The sequence below is a fragment of the Acinetobacter sp. YH12151 genome (assembly GCF_013418355.1).
GTDB lineage: Bacteria > Pseudomonadota > Gammaproteobacteria > Pseudomonadales > Moraxellaceae > Acinetobacter > Acinetobacter pseudolwoffii.
Window position 1 is genome coordinate 135,118 of record NZ_VPCG01000001.1, and the last position, 20,504, is coordinate 155,621.

20 protein-coding genes and 1 tRNA gene are annotated in these 20,504 nt (G+C 42.0%); 11 read left to right on the top strand and 10 right to left on the bottom strand.

Annotation, left to right across the window (positions count from 1 at the left end):
• Positions 1 to 248: 248 nt before the first annotated feature.
• The 4 genes from cysS (at position 249) to FTU82_RS00660 (ending at position 3,860) form a co-directional block, all read left to right on the top strand.
• A complete protein-coding gene (gene cysS / locus FTU82_RS00645; RefSeq protein WP_005096664.1) occupies positions 249 to 1,670 on the top strand; it encodes a cysteine--tRNA ligase in 1,422 nt (473 codons plus the stop codon).
• A 62-nt stretch (positions 1,671 to 1,732) separates the two neighbouring features.
• Positions 1,733 to 1,808 (top strand) — tRNA-Gly (locus FTU82_RS00650).
• 189 nt (positions 1,809 to 1,997) lie between these two features.
• Entirely contained in the window at positions 1,998 to 2,786 is a 789-nt protein-coding gene (locus tag FTU82_RS00655) for a hypothetical protein (protein ID WP_180085261.1), read from the top strand.
• Between the two features lie 93 nt (positions 2,787 to 2,879).
• A complete protein-coding gene (locus FTU82_RS00660) occupies positions 2,880 to 3,860 on the top strand; it encodes a fatty acid desaturase family protein (RefSeq protein WP_180085259.1) in 981 nt (326 codons plus the stop codon).
• 27 nt (positions 3,861 to 3,887) lie between these two features.
• Here the strand turns inward: FTU82_RS00660 and FTU82_RS00665 are convergent, their stop codons facing one another.
• Positions 3,888 to 4,805 carry a cation diffusion facilitator family transporter gene (locus FTU82_RS00665; RefSeq protein ID WP_180100895.1) on the bottom strand — a complete coding sequence of 306 codons (918 nt, stop codon included), beginning with the start codon at positions 4,803 to 4,805 and terminating at the stop codon, positions 3,888 to 3,890.
• Between the two features lie 132 nt (positions 4,806 to 4,937).
• Positions 4,938 to 5,579: a glutathione transferase gene (gene yfcF / locus FTU82_RS00670; RefSeq protein WP_180077384.1), complete on the bottom strand. Its 642-nt coding sequence runs from the start codon at positions 5,577 to 5,579 to the stop codon at positions 4,938 to 4,940.
• A 239-nt stretch (positions 5,580 to 5,818) separates the two neighbouring features.
• Here yfcF and FTU82_RS00675 point away from each other — a divergent pair, with 239 nt between their 5' ends.
• The 3 genes from FTU82_RS00675 to FTU82_RS00685 all read left to right on the top strand — a co-directional run bounded on the left by FTU82_RS00675 (position 5,819) and on the right by FTU82_RS00685 (position 8,063).
• Entirely contained in the window at positions 5,819 to 6,538 is a 720-nt protein-coding gene (locus FTU82_RS00675) for a glutamine amidotransferase (RefSeq protein ID WP_180100896.1), read from the top strand.
• Positions 6,539 to 6,616: 78 nt separating this feature from the next.
• Positions 6,617 to 7,368 (top strand): IS5 family transposase gene (locus tag FTU82_RS00680; protein WP_373685564.1). Its coding sequence is split into 2 segments (ribosomal slippage): positions 6,617 to 6,851 and positions 6,851 to 7,368, totalling 753 coding nucleotides; the frame shifts between segments, so codons are not numbered across the junction.
• 62 nt (positions 7,369 to 7,430) lie between these two features.
• Complete coding sequence (locus FTU82_RS00685; RefSeq protein WP_100357102.1) at positions 7,431 to 8,063, top strand: LysE family transporter; 633 nt, start codon at positions 7,431 to 7,433, stop codon at positions 8,061 to 8,063.
• A gap of 71 nt (positions 8,064 to 8,134) precedes the next feature.
• Here FTU82_RS00685 and FTU82_RS00690 read toward each other — a convergent pair whose 3' ends face one another.
• The 5 genes from FTU82_RS00690 to FTU82_RS00710 all read right to left on the bottom strand — a co-directional run bounded on the left by FTU82_RS00690 (position 8,135) and on the right by FTU82_RS00710 (position 12,659).
• Positions 8,135 to 8,725 carry a YceI family protein gene (locus tag FTU82_RS00690; RefSeq protein ID WP_005171307.1) on the bottom strand — a complete coding sequence of 197 codons (591 nt, stop codon included), beginning with the start codon at positions 8,723 to 8,725 and terminating at the stop codon, positions 8,135 to 8,137.
• Positions 8,726 to 8,853: 128 nt separating this feature from the next.
• Positions 8,854 to 9,309 (bottom strand): GNAT family N-acetyltransferase, encoded by a 456-nt coding sequence (locus FTU82_RS00695; protein WP_005171309.1) that lies wholly within the window; start codon positions 9,307 to 9,309, stop codon positions 8,854 to 8,856.
• Between the two features lie 174 nt (positions 9,310 to 9,483).
• The gene (locus FTU82_RS00700) at positions 9,484 to 9,699 is read right to left on the bottom strand and encodes a hypothetical protein (RefSeq protein ID WP_005096650.1); all 216 of its coding nucleotides are present in this window, start codon (positions 9,697 to 9,699) and stop codon (positions 9,484 to 9,486) included.
• A gap of 135 nt (positions 9,700 to 9,834) precedes the next feature.
• Entirely contained in the window at positions 9,835 to 11,823 is a 1,989-nt protein-coding gene (tkt, locus tag FTU82_RS00705; protein WP_074382885.1) for a transketolase, read from the bottom strand.
• Between the two features lie 452 nt (positions 11,824 to 12,275).
• Positions 12,276 to 12,659, bottom strand: a complete 384-nt coding sequence (locus FTU82_RS00710; RefSeq protein WP_074382886.1) for a prepilin-type N-terminal cleavage/methylation domain-containing protein — start codon at positions 12,657 to 12,659, stop codon at positions 12,276 to 12,278.
• Positions 12,660 to 13,132: 473 nt separating this feature from the next.
• Here FTU82_RS00710 and metK point away from each other — a divergent pair, with 473 nt between their 5' ends.
• From metK to FTU82_RS00725, 3 genes are all read left to right on the top strand, one after another.
• The gene (gene metK / locus FTU82_RS00715) at positions 13,133 to 14,299 is read left to right on the top strand and encodes a methionine adenosyltransferase (RefSeq protein WP_005096646.1); all 1,167 of its coding nucleotides are present in this window, start codon (positions 13,133 to 13,135) and stop codon (positions 14,297 to 14,299) included.
• 353 nt (positions 14,300 to 14,652) lie between these two features.
• Positions 14,653 to 14,997 (top strand): hypothetical protein, encoded by a 345-nt coding sequence (locus FTU82_RS00720; protein WP_159515885.1) that lies wholly within the window; start codon positions 14,653 to 14,655, stop codon positions 14,995 to 14,997.
• A gap of 347 nt (positions 14,998 to 15,344) precedes the next feature.
• Entirely contained in the window at positions 15,345 to 16,556 is a 1,212-nt protein-coding gene (locus FTU82_RS00725; protein ID WP_005171315.1) for a YeeE/YedE family protein, read from the top strand.
• 52 nt (positions 16,557 to 16,608) lie between these two features.
• Here FTU82_RS00725 and FTU82_RS00730 read toward each other — a convergent pair whose 3' ends face one another.
• The 3 genes from FTU82_RS00730 to FTU82_RS00740 form a co-directional block, all read right to left on the bottom strand.
• Positions 16,609 to 17,118 (bottom strand): hypothetical protein, encoded by a 510-nt coding sequence (locus FTU82_RS00730; RefSeq protein ID WP_005096639.1) that lies wholly within the window; start codon positions 17,116 to 17,118, stop codon positions 16,609 to 16,611.
• A gap of 61 nt (positions 17,119 to 17,179) precedes the next feature.
• Entirely contained in the window at positions 17,180 to 17,959 is a 780-nt protein-coding gene (locus tag FTU82_RS00735) for a TIGR03915 family putative DNA repair protein (RefSeq protein WP_005096637.1), read from the bottom strand.
• Positions 17,959 to 19,218, bottom strand: a complete 1,260-nt coding sequence (locus FTU82_RS00740; protein ID WP_180100897.1) for a putative DNA modification/repair radical SAM protein — start codon at positions 19,216 to 19,218, stop codon at positions 17,959 to 17,961. Before FTU82_RS00740 ends, FTU82_RS00735 begins: the two co-directional genes overlap by 1 nt.
• A gap of 206 nt (positions 19,219 to 19,424) precedes the next feature.
• Here FTU82_RS00740 and FTU82_RS00745 point away from each other — a divergent pair, with 206 nt between their 5' ends.
• The gene (locus tag FTU82_RS00745) at positions 19,425 to 20,468 is read left to right on the top strand and encodes a nitronate monooxygenase family protein (protein ID WP_159515886.1); all 1,044 of its coding nucleotides are present in this window, start codon (positions 19,425 to 19,427) and stop codon (positions 20,466 to 20,468) included.
• The last annotated feature ends 36 nt before the right edge of the window (positions 20,469 to 20,504 follow it).

The following is a 20,504-nucleotide window of genomic DNA, read 5'->3' on the forward strand; positions in this document are numbered from 1 at the left end:
CTCTCCTCAATAAGCTGGATTCGAATAAGATCATACTCATCCCAATATCACCTAATCTCCCTGGCAAACACTAGTTCTGTAAAGCTGAGCTCAATATTCTGACTTCCGTCCAAGAATCACCTTTTTATCAATCAGTATCTCTGCCTAACTATGCTAAATATCTGAGGCTTTTTACGCTTTTGTCTTTATGAATAATTATGCTTAGGTTAAGATGATTCATCCTTTTATTTGAAGTCTTTTGAACAGCTATGCAACCATTTGTTCTATATAACTCAGAGCAACGCAAAAAAGTAGAATTCGTACCTCGTGTTGAAGGTCAAATTGATTTGTATGTCTGTGGTATGACCGTCTATGACTACTGTCATATTGGACACGCACGTACAGTGGTTGCATTTGACTATATTATCCGTTTCCTGCGCAGCCAAGGCTGGAAAGTCAAATACGTGCGCAATATTACCGATATTGATGACAAAATTATTAAACGTGCCAATGAAAATGGCGAAAATATCTCGGAGTTGACCGGCCGCTTTATTGATGCGATGAATGAAGACTTTGCCAAACTAGGCTGTCTCCCGCCTGATGCTGCGCCTAAAGCCACAGACTATATTGACCAAATGCAAGATATGATTGGCAATCTGGTCGACAAAGGCACGGCATATCCATCTAATAATGGCGATGTCTATTTTGAAGTCGAGAAATTTGCCAAATATGGCCGTCTTTCTGGTCGCAAGTTAGAAGATATGCAAGCTGGAGCTTCTGAACGTGTTGATGTCGAAGTTCAAAAGAAACATCCATTTGACTTTGTCCTCTGGAAACACGCCAAAGAAAATGAACCTGCATGGCCTTCACCTTGGGGTAATGGCCGCCCGGGTTGGCATATTGAATGTTCAGCGATGTCGACCTGCTGCCTGGGCAATCATTTCGACATTCATGGCGGCGGTGCCGATTTGACCTTCCCGCATCATGAAAATGAGATTGCACAATCTGAAGCAGCAACCGGTGAACAATATGTGAATTACTGGATGCATGCCGGATTCATTAATGTCGATGGCGAGAAAATGTCGAAGTCTTTAGGCAATTTCTTCACCATTCGCGACGTGATCGAAAAGTTCCATCCGGAAGTGGTGCGTTACTTTATTGTGTCTTCACACTATCGCAGCCCGGTGAACTATTCGGATGTTGCCTTAAAAGAAGCGAAAAATACTTTGTCTCGTTTCTACCATTCATTTAAAACCTATCAGGCGGTTTATGGCGACCATCTGGTGGAAACCTTGGATGATGCTTTGGTTGAACGTTTTAATGCCGCCATGCGTGATGATTTCAATACACCTGAAGCGATTGCAGTGCTATTTGAAATTAACAAAGAACTGAATCGTGCCGTGAAAGAAGAAAATGCGGAACAGGCAGCAATCTACTACGCAACTTTACGCCATTTGACCAATATTCTCGGTCTGGTACAACAAGATGCAGATGAGTTTCTCAAATCTGATATTGGTCAGGAAGCCCTAGGGTTATCACCTGAACAAATTGAAGGTTTAATTCAACAGCGTCAAGATGCCAAAAAAGCCAAAGAATTTTCGCGTGCGGATGAAATTCGCCAATCTTTACTTGATCAAGGTGTTGTTCTTGAAGATACCCGTCAAGGTACGGTTTGGCGCCGTGCTGATTAATTAATCAAACAGATTTATAGAGAGTTGACACTGCTGTGGAATTCTCTATAATTCATCTCATTGCGGGAATAGCTCAGTTGGTAGAGCATAACCTTGCCAAGGTTGGGGTCGGGAGTTCGAGTCTCCTTTCCCGCTCCAGAATACGAAGAACCCTTATCGAAAGATAAGGGTTTTTTTATTGTGTTTAAAAAATTTCATTGATAAAAAGCATATCTCAAATCACTTATTCATCCTCTTTCACCCTGACATTTTTTGGGTTATTCACAACAAAGTGCTATTGTAAATAAACTTCAAAACTTTCAATTCCTTTAATTACGATATCGTTTCATGACTTATAAATTGAATGCCCGTCATCTGGTTTTAGACTTGTTATATGCGTCTCAAAATTCCACCGCCAGCATTAAACAGATGCTATGTGCAGCAGATCTATTAAGCATTTCTCACAATAGTCTCCGGGTTGCTGTAGCCCGATTGAATCAGGAAAATATCATTCAAGCTGTAGAGCGCGGGGTGTATCAATTGCTAGAAAAAAAATTTGATACTTCTTTTATCAGTTTAAACAAGCATCCCAATATGCAAATGGCGACCGCGTGGAATGGAAAATATGTACTGGTTTATACCGGTGCTTTGGGACGTGTAGATCGCACTGCATTATCCAAACGGGAAAAAGCACTAGGTTATTATGGCTTTCAGGAAATGGAGCAGAATGTTTTTATTCGTCCAGACAACTTAATACTGAGCTTAACCGAATTAAAAACGGCTGCAATCCAGTTTGGATTAGATCCAGATGCACGTTTTTTTCAAGTCAGTGAGATAGATCAGGAAATAGATGTCAGTGCACTTTGGGATGTTCAAGCCTTACATCAAACTTATCTGGAGGTGAATCAAGACATTCATCAATGGTTTGATTACTCTCAAAGCTTGCCTTTACCTGATGCAGCAAAAACTGCCTTCTATCTCGGTAAATCTGCCTTATTTAGTTTACGTGCCGATCCCCTACTTCCTACAGAATGGATAGATGCCGAAGCTCGGCAACAATTTGAGCTGGCGGTTCGTAAAATAGAAAAACAGGGGCAATTTTTATGGCAACAATATTTTAACAATCAGGGTGTATAATTTATTTCATATTTATTCACAAAAATAAATTGACTGTAATATTTAGGACAAATATATTGAATAGAGCAATAAGAACTAAATATAGGCAGAAGAATGAACAGCAAGGTCAGTGTCACAGAACTTTTTAGTCGTGATGAAATTAAAGAACTCACCACGACCTCAGACTTGCACGGTGCCTGGGCAGTAGGTTCGACATGGACTGTAATTGTCATGACCTTTGGCACGGTAGCCTATAGTTGGGAGTATTTACCTACGTGGGGAAAAGTACTGATGTGTGCGCTGGCACTGGCCATTCTTGCTGGACGCCAGCTTGCACTGGCCATCTTGATGCATGATGCTTCGCACCATAGTCTTTTTAAAACCAAATGGTTGAACACTCATTTTACTGACTGGCTCTGTGCACGCCCGATCTGGAATGATGTCAGCAAGTATCGTCCTTATCATCTGAAACATCATGCTAAAACCTCGCAGTCAGATGATCCTGACTTGGGGTTGGTAAAAAATTTTCCCATTACTCAAAGTTCACTATTCAGGAAATTCTTTCGTGATCTGAATGGGCAATCTGGACTTAAATTTCTGGCAGGTCGGGTATTGATGGATTTGGAGCTTCTGGAATGGAGTGTATCCAACGATCCCAAGCCTATTCCACGTGGTGATCGTAGCAAGGTAGATTTGGCCAAAAATCTGCTGAAAAACAGTTCAGGTATGCTGCTCGCGAATGCCACGATTTTCTCTGTGCTTTGGGCCAGTGGCCATCCTAAGCTGTATTTGCTATGGCCTTTGGCTTATATCACACCATTCCCTTTATTTATCCGTATTCGCGCAATGGCTGAACATGCGGGTCTGGAAACCAGTCATTCTGCCCTTAACAATACCCGAACCACTCGTGCAGGCTGGCTGGCACGTGCTTTTGTTGCACCAATTCATGTGAACTATCATATTGAACATCATTTAATGGCCGCTGTTCCGCATCAAAAGCTGGCGAAAATGCATCAAATGTTAAGAGAGCGTCAGTATGTCGATGCTCCACCAAGTTATTTGGATGTCATCCGTTCACTTCTAAAAAACAATTAAGCCCTGCGATGCTCAGATGATTATATTTCAGTGCTGATGGGTCGAATGCCCTCGTTGTTCCGGTGGACAATTTTCTGCCTCAATCTGTAAAGTCATTTCAGTAATATGATGCTGATGGCTCAACATTTCAAAAGCCTGATGACGCAGTTTCTGATAATCTACATTCGGTGCAACCAGATGTACCGTCAACATGACTTTTTTGGAAGTAATCGCCCAGACTTTAAGCTGATGAATATCTTGTACGCCTTCGAGTGCTAAAAGATCATGACGCAGTTTTTCAATATCAATTTCATCTGGCACTCCTTCTAGCAGAATATTGATACTTTGTTTGAGCAAAATCCAGGTGCGTGGCAAAACCCAAAATCTGATCAATACGGCAATCAGTGTATCTACCCACATCCAGCCAGTAAAATAAATCAGCAGCGCCCCGATCATCACGCCGACTGACCCCAATGCATCACTCAGCACCTCCAGATAAGCCCCTTTGATATTTAGACTTTCCTGACTACTCGACACCAGAATTTTCATCGAAATCAGGTTAATGATGAGTCCTAAGCTCGCCACAACCATCATCCCCAGACTCTGGATTTCTGGAGGATTGCTTAAACGTTGATAGGCTTCAAATAAAATATAAATCGCCACCACAAAGAGCATCAAGGCATTAAATAAGGCAGCCAGAATTTCAAAGCGTTGATAGCCAAACGTGCGTTTGTTATCTGCCGGTTTTTGCCCAATCTTGATGGCCACCAGTGCAATCGCCAGTGCCGCAGCATCAGTAAACATATGTGCGGCATCAGAAAGCAAGGCCAGACTCTGCGTCAAAAAGCCGGCAATAACTTCCACAATTAAAAAAGTCGTGGTTAATGCCAACGCTATTGATAATTTTTTGGCATTTTTTGCAGTCACAGTGACATGACTATGTTCATGATGATGTGAATTCCCCACCGGCCACTACCTCCTTCTTATTCAACGAGGACTGTATCCTCAGCATCTTTTCAAGTTTTGTTCTGATTCATATTACGCTTGAGTTTTATCTATTTAAGTAGATTTTTTTATGAACTGTTTTATCAGTCGGCATTAAATTAAAGTTTTAGCTTTTTCGTGTTCTGCCAGCCAGGCCTGTACCGAAGCCCGCCTAAAATTACGCTCGATATATTCTATTATTTTCACAGGAAGTTTCACCTGATGGCTCAGCAAACGATGCAACATAAAGGCCAGATCAAAGTCTGCAATTGACCAGTGTTCAGCCAACCATATGTCCTCTAGCATATGTTCTGCCACATTTAACAATCGCTGAATTTCTTCAGTGATCGAAGCTGTAAGAGGTGTAGATATTTTTGGTGGATGAAATACCGAATCGGAAGGCATTTGCTGACGGATTTGCATAAAATCGCTTTTGACCAAGGCTTGTATGGCGCGACATTTGGCTCTGGCCTGAATTTCCTTTGGATATAAGGCCGGATAACTTGGAGCTGGAAAGGCATCTTCCAAGTATTCAGTGATTACCCATGATTCAAACAGGCTAAAGTTATCTACTATTAAACACGGAACTTTAGCACTTGGACAAATGGCTTGATAAGTCGCAGATTTCTGTTGCTGCTGATCTAAATCAATCACAATTTCCTGAAAATCTAAACCCTTTTCTTTTAAGGCAACATAAACCGACATGGCATAAGGGCTGATTCTATTTTTATCGACATATAAACGTATATTTTGCATATCCTTGTTCCTGATAGACTTGTTGTTTTTATTCAGTACGGCAGTCTTACTCTACTCTCTTTCCTATACAAAAGAAAAAATGAACTGCTTCATGTAGCGATCACCCGAAAATGTTTAGAAACTTTCTGATAGCGCAGCGATGTTCATTGCTTTCTATTTTGCACAGGATCGGTAGATAAACCTTTTATTTTGCTTTTGATTCACGTTAAATTAAATCATTCTCTTGATATCAAAAAACTATGCTGAACTTAGCCCACCTCTCCGATACCGTGTATGCCATTCAACATCTGGCTTTTGAAGACTTAGGCGCTTGGGAAGATATTTTTTATCAGCTCGGCTTACGTGTGCGTTATTTCGAAGCTGGCATCGATGATCTTACCAAGGCTTTTAAACATCCTGGATTAACAATTATTCTCGGTGGCCCGATTGCAGTCTATGAAACTGAGGATTACCCTTTCTTACAACAAGAAATAGACTTACTTAAAGTTCGACTGGAAAAGAATTTACCGACTTTAGGCATCTGTTTAGGTGCGCAGTTAATTGCTGCTGCATTGAATGCTAAAGTCTACCCCGGAGATGTGAAGGAAATTGGCTGGTCTAAACTCAGTCTTGCTTCTATTGAAAACAATCCACTAAAAGCTCTGGAGGATATTGACGTCCTGCATTGGCATGGTGATACCTTTGACCTACCTGAACAGGTAGAATTACTGGCCAGCTCTGATCTTTATCCAAATCAGGCCTTTCGGGTAGGACAGAATATTCTAGCACTACAATTCCATGCTGAAGTGGCCAGTGAAAGTTTAGAGAAATGGCTGATTGGACATAGCTGTGAATTGAGTCAGGCTAAAATTGATATTCCTGCACTACGCGCTGCCAATCTTCAGTTTGCGCCTGTACTGGAAACTACCTCGCAAACTGTACTAGAGCAATATCTGACGCAATTAAATATCGTATCCTAGGGCGTGTCCTCATTTGAAAAATTGGTTTTAAATACTTAAAATCCTCCTTTAAGCTCTTTTGATTTCTATATTTTTTCAATGGCACGTACTCTTCTCACCGATGATATCTGGCAGCAAATTCAAGATACTATGCGATTACACGGTTGTTACTGTTCAAAGAATAGTAGAAATATCATGGAAGCGATCTTATGGAAACTGCGTACAGGCGCCACATGGCGTGATATTCCCCAAGAATTTTGTCCTTGGCAAACTGCTTACAATCGCTTTAATCGTTGGGCAAGCAAGGGATTGTGGGATAAATTTTTTTTAGATTACGAGGCATCTTGGATCAAGAATGGGTATTCATTGACGGAAGCTACATACGCGTGCATCAACATGCAAGTGGAGCTCGGCATGGTTTCGAAAGAGCAATTGGACAATCACGCGGTGGACGAACAACAAAAATACATCTTGCAACCGACGCGAATGGATTACCGATTGATTTTAAAATCACTGAGGGTGACGTCCACGACAGTCAAGTTGCAAAACAACTGATTGATACGGTAGACGAGGCAACTTATCTCATTGCTGATAAGGGGTATGATGCTGAGCACATTAGAATATATGCCAAGAACAAGAATATGATTCCCATTATTCCATTGAGATCAAACAGTAAGAGATCGAATAAGGAATTTGATAAATATCTATATAAATTAAGACATTTAGTTGAAAATGCTTTTGCGAGATTAAAACATTTCCGTGCTATTGCAACTCGATTTGATAAACTGGCACGCAATTATAAATCTATGATTCGTATAGCCTGTATATTTATTTGGTGCAAAGCCAAATGAGGACACACCCTAGTCTCAGATAAATTCTAGGCTAAACTCTTCCTCTCGACTGTAGAAATATTATGAGCGCATTATTCGGCATTGCCGTGATTCATTTTTTTGCCCTGATTAGTCCAGGACCGGACTTTTTCTTTGTCACACAAAGTGCCATCCGGCAGTCCAGAAAGCATGCTTTATGTGCAGCCCTCGGTATTTCATTGAGCATTCTGGTCTGGTCAATTTGTGCACTTGGCGGCCTGCATTTTTTATTTCAGAAAATGGTCTGGTTACAGCAGATCTTAATGCTATTGGGTGGATTATATCTGCTCTATCTGGGCAGTTTGATGTTGAAGTCAAGCTTTAAGACACCTCTACCTTTAACAAATTCGAAAGCAGAAGCTCTTTCTATCGTTCAGCCGTCGTATCTTAAATTATTGCTGCAAGGTTTTTTCACCAACATGGCCAACCCCAAAGCCCTGATTTACTTTAGCAGTGTATTTGCATTGGCGATTAGCCCTAATGCAAAACTATCAGAACAATCTTCTCTTTTAGCTCTGGTCTTTATCGAAAGTTTGCTCTGGTTTACGGTTGTAGCCATTATTTTTTCAATGCCGAAGATGACGACTTATTATCAAAAATTTGCCAAATGGATTGATGGAGTTACAGGCGGGATCTTTATCAGTTTTGGCTGTCTGCTGATTCTGAATCGTGATTAGATCTAAGTCATTTTATTTGATAAAAAAGCACCTGAATCAGGTGCTTTTTCATACTACCCATACAGAGAATCTTATTTCTTTGTAGGCGCAGGTACAGTGGCTTCAGTGGTAATCTGAACAGTAATTTTATCACCCACACTCGGTACGTTTGCTCCTAAACCAAATGCAGAGCGGTCAAATGAAGTGGTTGCATTGAAACCAATTGCTGGAACTTTCATCATTGGATGTTCAGCCTGTTTGTTTAAAACAGCATCCAATACCACAGGTTTGGTCACGCCTTTAATAGTTAAGTCACCAGTAATTTTGAAGTTCTTTTTGTTCTGCGTTTCTACTTTGGTACTTTTAAAGCTGATGTTTGGATATTTTGCTGCATCAAAGAAATCGGCTTTCTTTAAGTGATCATCTAAAGCTGTCACGTTGGTATTAATACTGGATACTGGAATTGTCACATGCACAGCTGACTTTGCCGGTTGTTCATTGTCCACCACGATTTTGCCCTGAATATCAGAGAAATTACCAGATGGCGTAGAAAAACCGAAATGATCCCAGCTAAATACGGCTGCAGTATGGGTCGGGTCAATTGTATAGGTTACTGGTTTTGCAATAGAAAATGTTGCTACAGATGAAACCGCTAAGCCTAATGCTAATGTTTTGAAATTCATGTTTTTATCTCTCGTTTTGGATGTTATTCAGTGTATAGAATTAAGAAATATTTACAGCTCTAAAGATAAAACGTTTTGTTGCAGCGATGAAACGATAAATTTGTAAGTTATTTTTTAAATTTCTATTATTAATCCATACGGTACTGGATAAATCCGGTCTTTTTGGCCACTTTATCATAGAGCATTTGTGCCTGACGATTTGATTCATGCGTGAGCCAGTAAACGCGGTCACAATTACGCTGTTCTGCCACCTGATAAACCTGTTCAATCAACTTGCAAGCGATACCTTGACCTCGATACTGCGAAGGCACAAATAAATCCTGCAAATAAGCATAAGGTCGTAGCGTCCAACTGCTGTCATGCTCGACCACATGTACAATGCCCACCACTTTTTCATCAAGCAATGCAGCAAATCCATACATCGAATCTAGCTCAGTACTGTGTAATTTCGCCCAGGTATTTTCACTGACCTCGTCACAGATCTTCGCATGATAAAAAGCCTGATATTCTTGCCATAAAGGCAGCCATTGGTACTGTGATATTTGCTCTAAAGATTTGATCTGAATCTGGGAATTTATTTTCATGTTTACCAACTTCTTTTGCCTATTTCATCAAAATAAACCGTTTCGATAGGGTGCTGAGTTCTATAGCGGGTTATAAACTTATCTTTATCTCATCTGGTTTTGATAAGCAACTTCCAGACAAAAATCATCTGGCATAAAAAAAGCCCCAATCAGGGACTTTTTAGTATTTTAGCTTTACAGTTTTTCAACCAGAATACGATCAACCTGTTTTAGGCCAGTCGTCTTTTCATGGTTTTTACGACGGACTTTGATGACTTTTTCTTCCGCGAGTTCTTGCAGCATTAACTCAACCGCCATCATGGCCTCAAGAGGTAGATCCTGTCCGATCCATTTCTGTTCGCCTGCATCCATCAGAGTAATTTCTTCGCTAATTTGCTCGTACAAGCTCATGTTCATCTCACTTTTTTGCATTCAATTATCAAGAGAACTCTTCAACTCTTGTCACATGAAAACAGAGCTAAAAAGACCAAAAAACAAAAAGACGCCCCAAAACTGGGACGCCATTTTAAACTTTTAAGGGGCTGATTAAGCAGTAATTTCTTTTACTGCTGCAACAACGGCTTCAGTGGTAATACCAAAGTGCTGGAACAAGTCTTTTGCAGGTGCAGATTCACCATAAGTACTCATACCAATTACGCGACCATCTAGACCAACGAATTTCCACCAGTAATCTACATGTGCTGCTTCAACCGCAACACGCGCACGAATATTGGATGGAAGAACCGCTTCACGGTACGCTGCATCTTGCTTCATGAATTCTTCAGCACATGGCATAGACACGACACGCACGCCCTCAAGCTGTGCATAAGCTTCCATTGCCAAAGCAACCTCTGAACCTGTTGCAATAATAATCGCTTTTAATTCGCCTTTTTCTTCAGCCAATACATAACCACCTTTCGCAGCGTTCTCAATTTGTGTTTGAGTACGGGTTTGGAAAGCTAAGTTTTGACGAGAGAAGATTAACGCTGTCGGACCCTCAGAACGAGTCAATGCAGACTTCCAAGAAATTGCGGCTTCAACGGTATCACATGGACGCCAGGTATTCAGGTTTGGTGTACCACGTAAAGATGCAATTTGCTCGATTGGCTGATGCGTAGGACCATCTTCACCGAGACCAATAGAGTCATGTGTGTACACATGAATCACACGTTGCTTCATCAAGGCAGACATACGTACCGCATTACGTGCATATTCCATAAACATCAGGAATGTAGCCACATAAGGAATGAAACCGCCATGCAGCGCAACACCATTGGCGATTGCAGTCATACCGAATTCACGCACGCCATAATGTACGTAGTTACCCGCTGCATTGTCTTGTACACCTTGCGCACCTTTCCACAGCGTCAGGTTAGAACCAGCCAAGTCAGCAGAACCGCCTAGAACTTCTGGCAATAATGGAACCAGTGCTTGCAATGCATTTTGGCTTGCTTTACGTGTCGCGATGGTTTCAGCTTTAGCATTCACTTCAGCGATATAAGCATCTGCTTTTGCAACGAAGTCCGCTGGCAAATCACCTGACATACGGCGTTTTAGCTCTGCCGCTTCAGTCGGATATTTTGCAGCATAGGCAGCAAATGTTTCATTCCACGCTGCTTCAGTTTTAGCGCCCTTGTCTTTGGCATCCCAAGCTGCATACACATCTTCAGGAATAACAAATGCTTCGTCAGTCCAGCCTAATGCTGCACGCGTCAAGACAATTTCATCATGCCCGAGTGGCGCACCATGGCTGTCTTCTTTACCTTGCTTGTTTGGTGAACCCAAACCAATCACTGTTTTACAGATAATGATGGTTGGCTTAGCAGTTTCAGCTTTAGCTGCTAAAGTTGCAGCACGAAGCGCTTCGCTATCATGACCATCTACTTTAAGTACTTGCCAGCCGTAAGCCAAGAAGCGTTGTTCGGTATCGTCAGAGAACCAGCCTTCTACTTCACCATCAATCGAGATGCCATTGTCGTCATAATAGGCAATTAACTTACCAAGACCTAAGGTACCTGCCAATGAACACACTTCATGTGAAATACCTTCCATCAGGCAGCCATCGCCCAGGAAGCAGTAAGTAAAGTGATCCACAACCTGAAGGTCATCTTTATTAAATTGTGCGGCTAAGGTTTTTTCAGCCAGCGCAAAACCAACAGCATTGGCGATCCCTTGACCTAGAGGACCAGTCGTCGTTTCAATCCCGGGTGCATAACCCAATTCCGGGTGACCAGGTGTTTTAGAATGAAGTTGACGGAATGCTTTTAGATCTTCAATCGAAAGATCGTAGCCCGTTAAATGAAGCAGTGCATATTGAAGCATAGAGCCATGGCCATTTGACAATACAAAACGGTCACGGTTAGCCCAATTCGGGTTGGTCGGGTTGTGGTTCAGGAATTCACGCCAAACCACATCAGCGATATCTGCCATCCCCATTGGAGCACCTGGATGCCCTGAGTTTGCTTTTTGCACAGCATCCATTGCCAATACACGAATTGCGTTTGCAATACGACGTTCATTAAGCGGGGTTGTCATAAATCAGAGTCCAAAATATTCAGAAATAGGAAATGATGAAAAGACTTTCAAAACTATGGTCTATTGTCTTAAAAAAACAGCGAGGGGTAAAGACTAAGCAACAACATTTATCAGTTTATTAGTCTTGTATTTCCTTATCGGGTAATTATTCCACATTTTTCTCTCTAGTTCTGTTTTCTCTGGTCACTTTTGCGATGGATTTATTAGACATGATAGTTAGCATATTGTTGTCTGATTGAGCTTTTCAACTCTGGATTTTTTAGAATTGGCTGTTAATTCGTTTTTAATCTAAAGTCGGCTCCATCCGTTCAAAGCGAGATGTGTCATATAATTTTCTCGTTGATGATGGAAAGCATTGATGATTCATTCTTATCAATAGATGGATCAACGTATTTATTTTTTAGATGAAAAGCTTACATCTATTTAGGCTCAATCATAAGCAGCAAGCGTGCTTAGCGCCCCTGGCAGCTTTTAGGTAAATAGCGCTGATAAATATCAGTCGAGAAGCATTTTCCCGTATAGACATCAAATGCAATTGATTTACCCCGAATCGCTGCATCTAGGCCTTGCTGTCGCAGCTTAAACTCAATTCGGCATGTTGCATTAATCACCACTTTTTCGATATATCGTGTATTCCCTCCAATCTCGCGTCCAGCATCACAATGCTGACCTGAGGCAATGAACTGAGTTCGATATGTGCCAGCCTGCTCAAACACTTCAGCCAGTTGAGCGCGTACCACATAGCCCTGATAGCTCATAAACGCCATGGTGGCTAAAATCGCCATCATCGTCAGTACAATCATCACCTCAATTAAGGTAAATGCCTTTTGATACATCATGACTTATCTCCGTACAGTCTTACTTCAAGAAGCCCATACAAAAAGAATCTTGGCCATGCTTAACCGGCCAGTAGTGAAACCTTAGGCCTAATATGCAGAGAAGCCGATGCAACAACAATACAGCTAGTCGAATCATGTTGAATCACATGCGAGCGTATTAATGTAATAATCATTTTCCTGAAAATTGCTCAGATTTTAGCTTTATATTTTTCCAATCAGCGATCTTTTAAAATTTATTCGAGAATATAACTGTTTAATTTTGCTACATCTGGGAAAATCCGGATTAATTTGTCGCTCCTTGCCAAATCAGCAATGACGGTTAAATCGACATATCAATTTTTTTAATTCTATTAATCAATTAAAAACACAATAATTTGAAACAATTTCGACCAATTTTGTCGTGTTAAGCTAGTCCTAGAGCGCAACTCGATGTAACATATCGGGTCTTTAAAATTAACTGTGATAGGACTATGCGCGAGTACGCTGTATTTACTTCGGAATCTGTAAGCGAAGGCCATCCAGATAAAATGGCTGACCAAATCAGTGACGCTATTTTGGATGCAATCTTAAAAGAAGACCCTTATGCACGGGTTGCTTGTGAAACGCTTGTAAAAACAGGTGCGGTTGTACTTGCCGGTGAAATCACAACGACGGCCAATATCGATTTTGAAGCGGTAGTACGCCATACCGTGAACGGTATTGGTTATCACCATTCTGATCTGGGTTTTGATGGTTCGACCTGTGCCGTAATCAACATGATTGGCAAACAGTCACCTGAAATTGCTCAGGGTGTAGACCGTCAGAAACCTGAAGATCAAGGTGCCGGCGACCAAGGTTTGATGTTTGGTTATGCCAGCCGTGAAACTGACGTTTTAATGCCTGCGCCAATTACCTATGCACATCGCTTAATGGAAAAACAAGCAGAGCTTCGTCGTAATGGAACTTTGCCTTGGTTACGCCCAGATGCGAAAAGCCAAGTGACCTTTGCTTATGAAAATGGCAAACCTGTTCGTTTAGATGCTGTGGTTTTGTCGACTCAACACGATCCTGAAATTTCACAAGCCAATCTTAAAGAAGCTGTGATTGAAGAAATCGTGAAGAAAATCATTCCTGCCGATATGTTCCATGCAGAGACCAAATTCCACATCAACCCAACGGGTATGTTCGTGATTGGCGGCCCTGTCGGTGACTGTGGTTTGACAGGTCGTAAAATTATCGTAGATACCTACGGTGGTATGGCGCGTCATGGCGGTGGTGCTTTCTCTGGCAAAGATCCATCTAAGGTTGACCGTTCTGCTGCCTATGCAGGGCGTTATGTAGCAAAAAATATCGTTGCGGCTGGTCTTGCAGACAAGTGTGAAATCCAGGTGTCTTATGCAATTGGTGTTGCTGAACCCACTTCAATTTCAATCAACACTTTTAATACTGCAAAAGTATCTGAAGAATTGATTATTGCCTTGGTTCGTGAGCACTTTGACCTACGCCCATATGGCATTACCCGCATGCTGGATCTGATTCAGCCAATGTATAAGCAGACTGCGGCTTATGGTCATTTTGGCCGTGAAGGCTCTGATACGGCCTTTACTTGGGAAAAAACCGACAAAGTGGAAGCGCTTAAAGCCTCTGCTGGTCTCTAATTTTCTCTTTAAAAAGCCCGCACCCTGCGGGCTTTTTTTATGACTGGGATTTTATTGCTTAAAATCATCTTTTTTATACGACTGACAACTTAAATCGCAAGATTAATAATATACCCTGTTCACCTCCATCATCCTTGAATGCTTATTAAATTAGAAATTTCTTAGTTTCTGGATCTGACTCATCTAATACACTTAAAACAACTTATTAAATAAGTTATGAGCGAGTTAAAGCAGCATAAGTATTGAAAAAAATTACAGTTAATCAACAAATTTTGATCTATTTTCTAGCATAAACTTTAAGAAATGACTGTTAAATTAGTTGGCAGCTATACAACAACAAGGGATATTACTCGATGAATAAATTAATGATTGCTTTAGGTTTAGCGGCAACTGTTGCCTTGGTCGGCTGTAACAAAGATAAAGCACCTGAAACCGGGGCAACGACAGGTGAGCATTTAGAAAATGCAGCAGATCAAGCCGGTCATGATATGCAGGATGCCAGCCGTGAAGCTGCAGTAGACACTGAAAGAGCCTTGGATAATGCAGCGGAAAATACAGCTCAGGCAGCTGACGAAGCTGCTGCTGCAACGTCTCGAGCAGCAGATGCTACTGCTGAAGCAGCACGAAAAGCCACTGCGGCCACTGCAGCTGCGGTTGAAGAAGGTGCTGGCAATGTTCGAGAAAAAGCTGAAAACTGATTTTAGCTCTCAGTTTAATGCTTAAAAAGCCTGCGATTCAATTTGCAGGCTTTTTTATGTACTTCATTTGAAAGCCCAGAAACTCAAAAATGCTCGATACTGATCTATCAGCATAAAACCATACGATTAAATCTGCAATTTATTTAAGCTGCTTAAGTGTAGATAATTACAGAATAATGAGATGTTCCATTAGATTTATTTTTATAATTCACTCCCACAAATCAGATAAAGTGATAAAACTTATCAACTATAAGAATGACTTAATAATCACTCATTGGCCAAAATGGGCTGCATTTAAGCTGAAATTCAGTAGAATACCAGCCTTTATTTTTAAAATTTAATCTCCCATGTCAGTCATTGCTGCTGCTTCCCAACGGTCGAATATTTCGGTCTGGGTGGCTTTTATTTTACTTGTGATCGGTACAATCGGTGCCTATCAGATCGTTGGCTTAAATCAGGCCTTGTTATTTTTAATCGGTGGTGCGCTAGGCATGACCCTGTACCATGCCTCATTTGGTTTTACCTCGAGTTGGCGCGTCTTTATCAAGGAACGTCGCGGTCGTGGTCTGCGTGCACAAATGATTATGCTCGCTCTAGCAGTATTGTTATTCTTCCCGGCTTTAGGTGCGGGTGAATTGTTTGGCAACCCGGTCACAGGTAACGTCAATCCTGTTTCCATGTCAGTCATGATTGGTGCCTTTATTTTCGGCATCGGCATGCAGCTCGGTGGCGGTTGTGCATCGGGTACGCTGTATACCGTTGGTGGTGGTAGTGCACGTATGCTGGTAACACTCTTGTTCTTCTGTATCGGCTCTGTGATTGCAACCTCACACTTAGACTGGTGGTTTGCCCTGCCTCATCTGGAACCCATTTCTCTGGTACAGAGTTTAGGCGTGATGCCTGGATTGCTGCTGAGCTTTGTTATTTTTGCACTGATTGCTGCGGCGACTGTTTATTTCGAAAAGAAACGTCATGGTCGTCTGGAAGTAGAACCAAGCAGTGAGCATCAAGGCTGGAAACGCTTTATTCGTGGTCCATGGCCTCTGATTTGGGGCGGGATTATTCTGACCCTGCTCAACTTTGCGACGTTGGCACTTGCAGGTCGTCCTTGGGGCGTGACTTCTGCCCTGGCAGTTTGGGGTGCAAAAGGCGCCACTTTAGTGGGTGTTGATGTAACTGCATGGGATTATTGGCAGAAAGCTGGCAATGCCAAAGCACTTGCAGAGTCGTTGTGGTTTGATATTACCTCGATGATGAACTTTGGCATCATGCTCGGTGCTTTGCTGGCAGCCAGTCTGGCAGGTAAGTTTGCCCCGAATTTCAACATTCCGAAACGCTCGCTCATTGCTGCTGTTGTCGGTGGCATCATGCTCGGCTATGGTGCACGCCTGGCTTATGGCTGTAATATTGGTGCGTATTTCAGTGGCATCGCCTCAGGCAGTTTACATGGCTGGTTATGGCTGGTGTTTGCCTTTATCGGTAATGGTATTGGGGTCAAACTTCGTCCAATTTTCTTCCCGGAAGAAAAACCACAAGCTGAAAAAATTACAGGTTGTTAATTATTTAAACTAAAAAGCCCATCTTAATGATGGGCTTTTTTATCTTTAAGATTTAAAGCGCGGCTTTTAAATTACAACCATAACCCATGGTCTGCTGAACCTGACGATAAGTGGTATAGCGATCCAGAATAAAAGTATAGAAGTGATCGGCATTCGAAAAATTGTCTTTTAGATTTTCATTGGCAGCATTCGGCAATTGGATGTCATCGACCAGTTCCAGATTATAATGCCCCAAACGATACATATCGGCAAAATAAGCATTCATCATATCGCAATAGGCAATTTTACTTGGTTTTAATGCCGTACTGCTGACCAAATGACGGTTTAAAGTTTGCAGATTGTTCACATCTAAAGGAAACTGGTGTGAGAAAGCAATACTTTCTAGTTTTTTAAATTTCTGAAAATCCTGAGCCAATTGGCTATTGAGTGCATCAAAACGTTGCTGCAATTCCTGCGCTGTCTGAACCTGATATTTGACTGGATCGACGACCGGTTTTTGTGGCTCTTTCGAGCATGCGGTTAATCCAATGAGCAGCGCCAATGACGTTAGCCATACCTTCATATCTATGCACTCAATCTAAATATAAACGCTTATTATGCCTGAAAGATGCCAGATGTACTGTTTAAAGTGTTTTCTCATTCATATAACGCCAGTAGCGTTTCGGTACATATTGAATATGCAGTTTCATATTGTTACGTGTCTGAATATTCACACTATTAAAATAATCTTTCCAGAGCTGATCATACAACCATTCATCATCATCCAGTTCGATACTGAATGACTGACTGTGCCCAATCTGGATTTGCGGATCGATTGCTTCAGCATTCATCTCGACCTGATGTACCTGCTCTAAATCATAATAAATCCCGTAATTGCGCAGCTCATCATAAATCAGCCAGGATTGATCCTGATAGCGCTCCTGAAAATGTCGGGAAATAATCGGTAGAACATTAAAGTCCGGCTTAACCAGACTCAGGAATAGTCCATCCTTGGCCTTTTTAAAGCGTACAAAAGCCTCCATACGGTGCTTTTCCCGTCCGACTTGCTTGGCCCATTGCGACATACCGATAACTGCATGATGACCATAATCTTTATCGACAGGTCGCTGGTTTTTAAATACATAAACCGCGAAATCAAATAGAATCTGAAACGCTGCTTCTTGTTCCGACAGAAAAGTATAGTAAAAAGTACGCAAGCTGCTGGAGGAGACTTTTTGCTTGAGCCCCTGCCAGACCCGCTGTCCATGCTCATCATTAGAGCTAACATAAATAAATTCATCAAACAGGCCATTTTGTGCTTGTGGATTGGCAGTGATGCGGGCATTCAGTTCCTTAAACTCAAAAGCCCGAAATACACAACTGAGCAAGCCGGTCATGCTGCCATCAAAACAGTAACAGGCCATCAGAATGCCAGTCCAAGCTGTGGTGAAAGCTGCTGCTGATATTTAGATTGGCCAGACTGTAAAATTTGCTGACGGATCTGATGCGATTGCTGATCTTTCTTAAATTTTGGCGTATCAGCACAGCGGATAAAATGCTGTGCGCGGTTATATGCCACACCCATGCGTTTTAGCTGATCGATATGAATCTGACCAAAACGGCGTGCCTGTACAATTTTTTTGGCCGAACGTACCCCAATACCCGGTACACGCAAAATTATTTTATAGTCGGCATGGTTAATATCAACTGGAAAAGCTTCAGGATGTCGCAAGGCCCAGCTGAGTTTGGGATCAATATCCAGATCCAGATTCGGATGCTGGTCATCGACAATTTCATCGGCAGAAAATTCATAAAAACGCATTAACCAGTCGGATTGATATAGACGGTTTTCTCTTAATAATGGCGGCGCTGAACCGACAACCGGTAAGGCTTTTTCTTCAGGATTAATCGGAATATAGCCGGAAAAATACACCCGTTTCAGCTTAAATTCCTTGTAATGCCGATCGGCCATTAAAATAATGTCTTGGTCAGTTTCACTGTGTGCGCCCACCACCATCTGTGTGGTTTGTCCGGCAGGTACAAATTTTGGCACCGATTTAATCAATTTGCGTTCATCTTTGAGCTGGATCAGTCGATCCCGCACAATCCCCAAATCTTTTTGTACTTCGGCATAGTTTTTTTCAGGAGCAAACTTCTGTAATCCGGCTTCAGTCGGCATTTCCAGATTAATACTCATCCGGTCTACGTATAGTCCGGCTTCGGTAATGATTTCCTGAGATGCACCCGGAATGGTTTTCAAATGAATATAGCCATTAAAGTTTTCTTCGAGTCTAAGTTTTTTCACCACCTGTAGCATCCGCTCCATGGTGTGATCCGCCGATTTGAAAATACCCGAGCTTAAAAACAGACCTTCAATATAATTACGGCGGTAAAAGTTCATGGTCAAATCCACCACTTCCTGCACGGTAAATGCTGCTCGCTTGACGTCATTGGAACGGCGCGAAACACAATAAGAGCAATCAAAAATACAGACATTGGAAAATAGAATTTTCAGCAAGGAAACGCAGCGGCCATCTTCGGTATAGCTATGACAAATACCATTGCCGGTATTTCCTACCCCTTTGTCTTTATTTTTACGATTGCTTCCACTGGATGAACAGGACACATCATACTTGGCAGCATCGGCTAAAATTTGCAGTTTTTCACGGATACGATCAGACATGAGCTCAGAAAGATTTGACCAAAATGCTATTATAAAGTCTTCAATTGCAGCGCTATAGTTGATCTGTCTGGCTAGCGACATAGCGTGTCGTGAGAAATGTAAATGACAGCTAAGCAAAGTTTAAGTATTTCAAAATAAAATAACCAATATGATTTGCTTAATTTTGAACTCAAGGGCAAAGTAAAAACATAACAAGGAGCAAATCTATGTCTTTATTAGAAAATCTCGGAATTAAACATCCTATTTTCTTGGCGCCGATGGCAGGTGTCTCTACAGCTGAACTTGCAGCTGAAGTGTCCAATCAAGGCGGCTTGGGTTCACTCGGTTTGGGAGCCAGCAGTATCGAGGCAGCACGACAACAGATTTTAAAAACTCAGGAATTGACAGACTGCCCTTTTCAGGTGAATTTTTTCTGTCATGACAGTGTGCCCCTAGATGAAGCTGTCGCGCAGGCATGGATCGCACAGTTTAAAAATAAATTTATTGAATATGGGGCGCAGCCACCCGAGCATTTAAACTGTATTTACCCGAGCTTTAAAGACAATGATGACTTCCTGAATCTGGTGCTGGAAACCAAACCACGGGCGGTCAGTTTTCATTTTGGCATTCCGCATCCACATCAGATTCAAGCCTTAAAACAGGCGAGAATTTTAACCATGGTTTCTGCGACCAATTTTGCCGAAGCCAAAGCCATTGAAGCTGCCGGAATCGATATTATTATTGCACAAGGTATTGAGGCCGGTGGTCATCGCGGGATTTTTAGTACCAAATTTGATGCCTCAGTTAAAACCTCCAATCTGGTCAAGCTAATCAAACAGCATTGTTCCCTGCCGATTGTGGCAGCAGGCGGGATTATGGACGGCCAACAGGCAAGACAAATGCTGGATTTCGGTGCCGATGCCGTGCAACTTGGCACTGCATTTGTACAGTGCAAATCGTCCAATGCCAATGAGGCTTATCGTAAAGCCCTGCTTTCCAAGCCACTCACTCAAGTCAGTGCCAGTATTTCCGGTCGCCCTGCTCGTGGAATCATCAACCACTGGCATATGGACGTCGACACACCCGATCGTCTGGATGTGCCGGCTTATCCTTATACCTATGATCTGGCCAAGCAATTACATGCTGCTGCAGCCGAGCATGGTGATCAGGGTTATGGCGCGTTCTGGGCAGGCTCAAATGTGGCACAAATTCGTGAAATGGAAGCATCCGATCTGATCAATCAGCTGGTGCTGGAAATGAAACATCTCTAAAATTTATCAACATTAAAAACCTCTCTAATTAGAGAG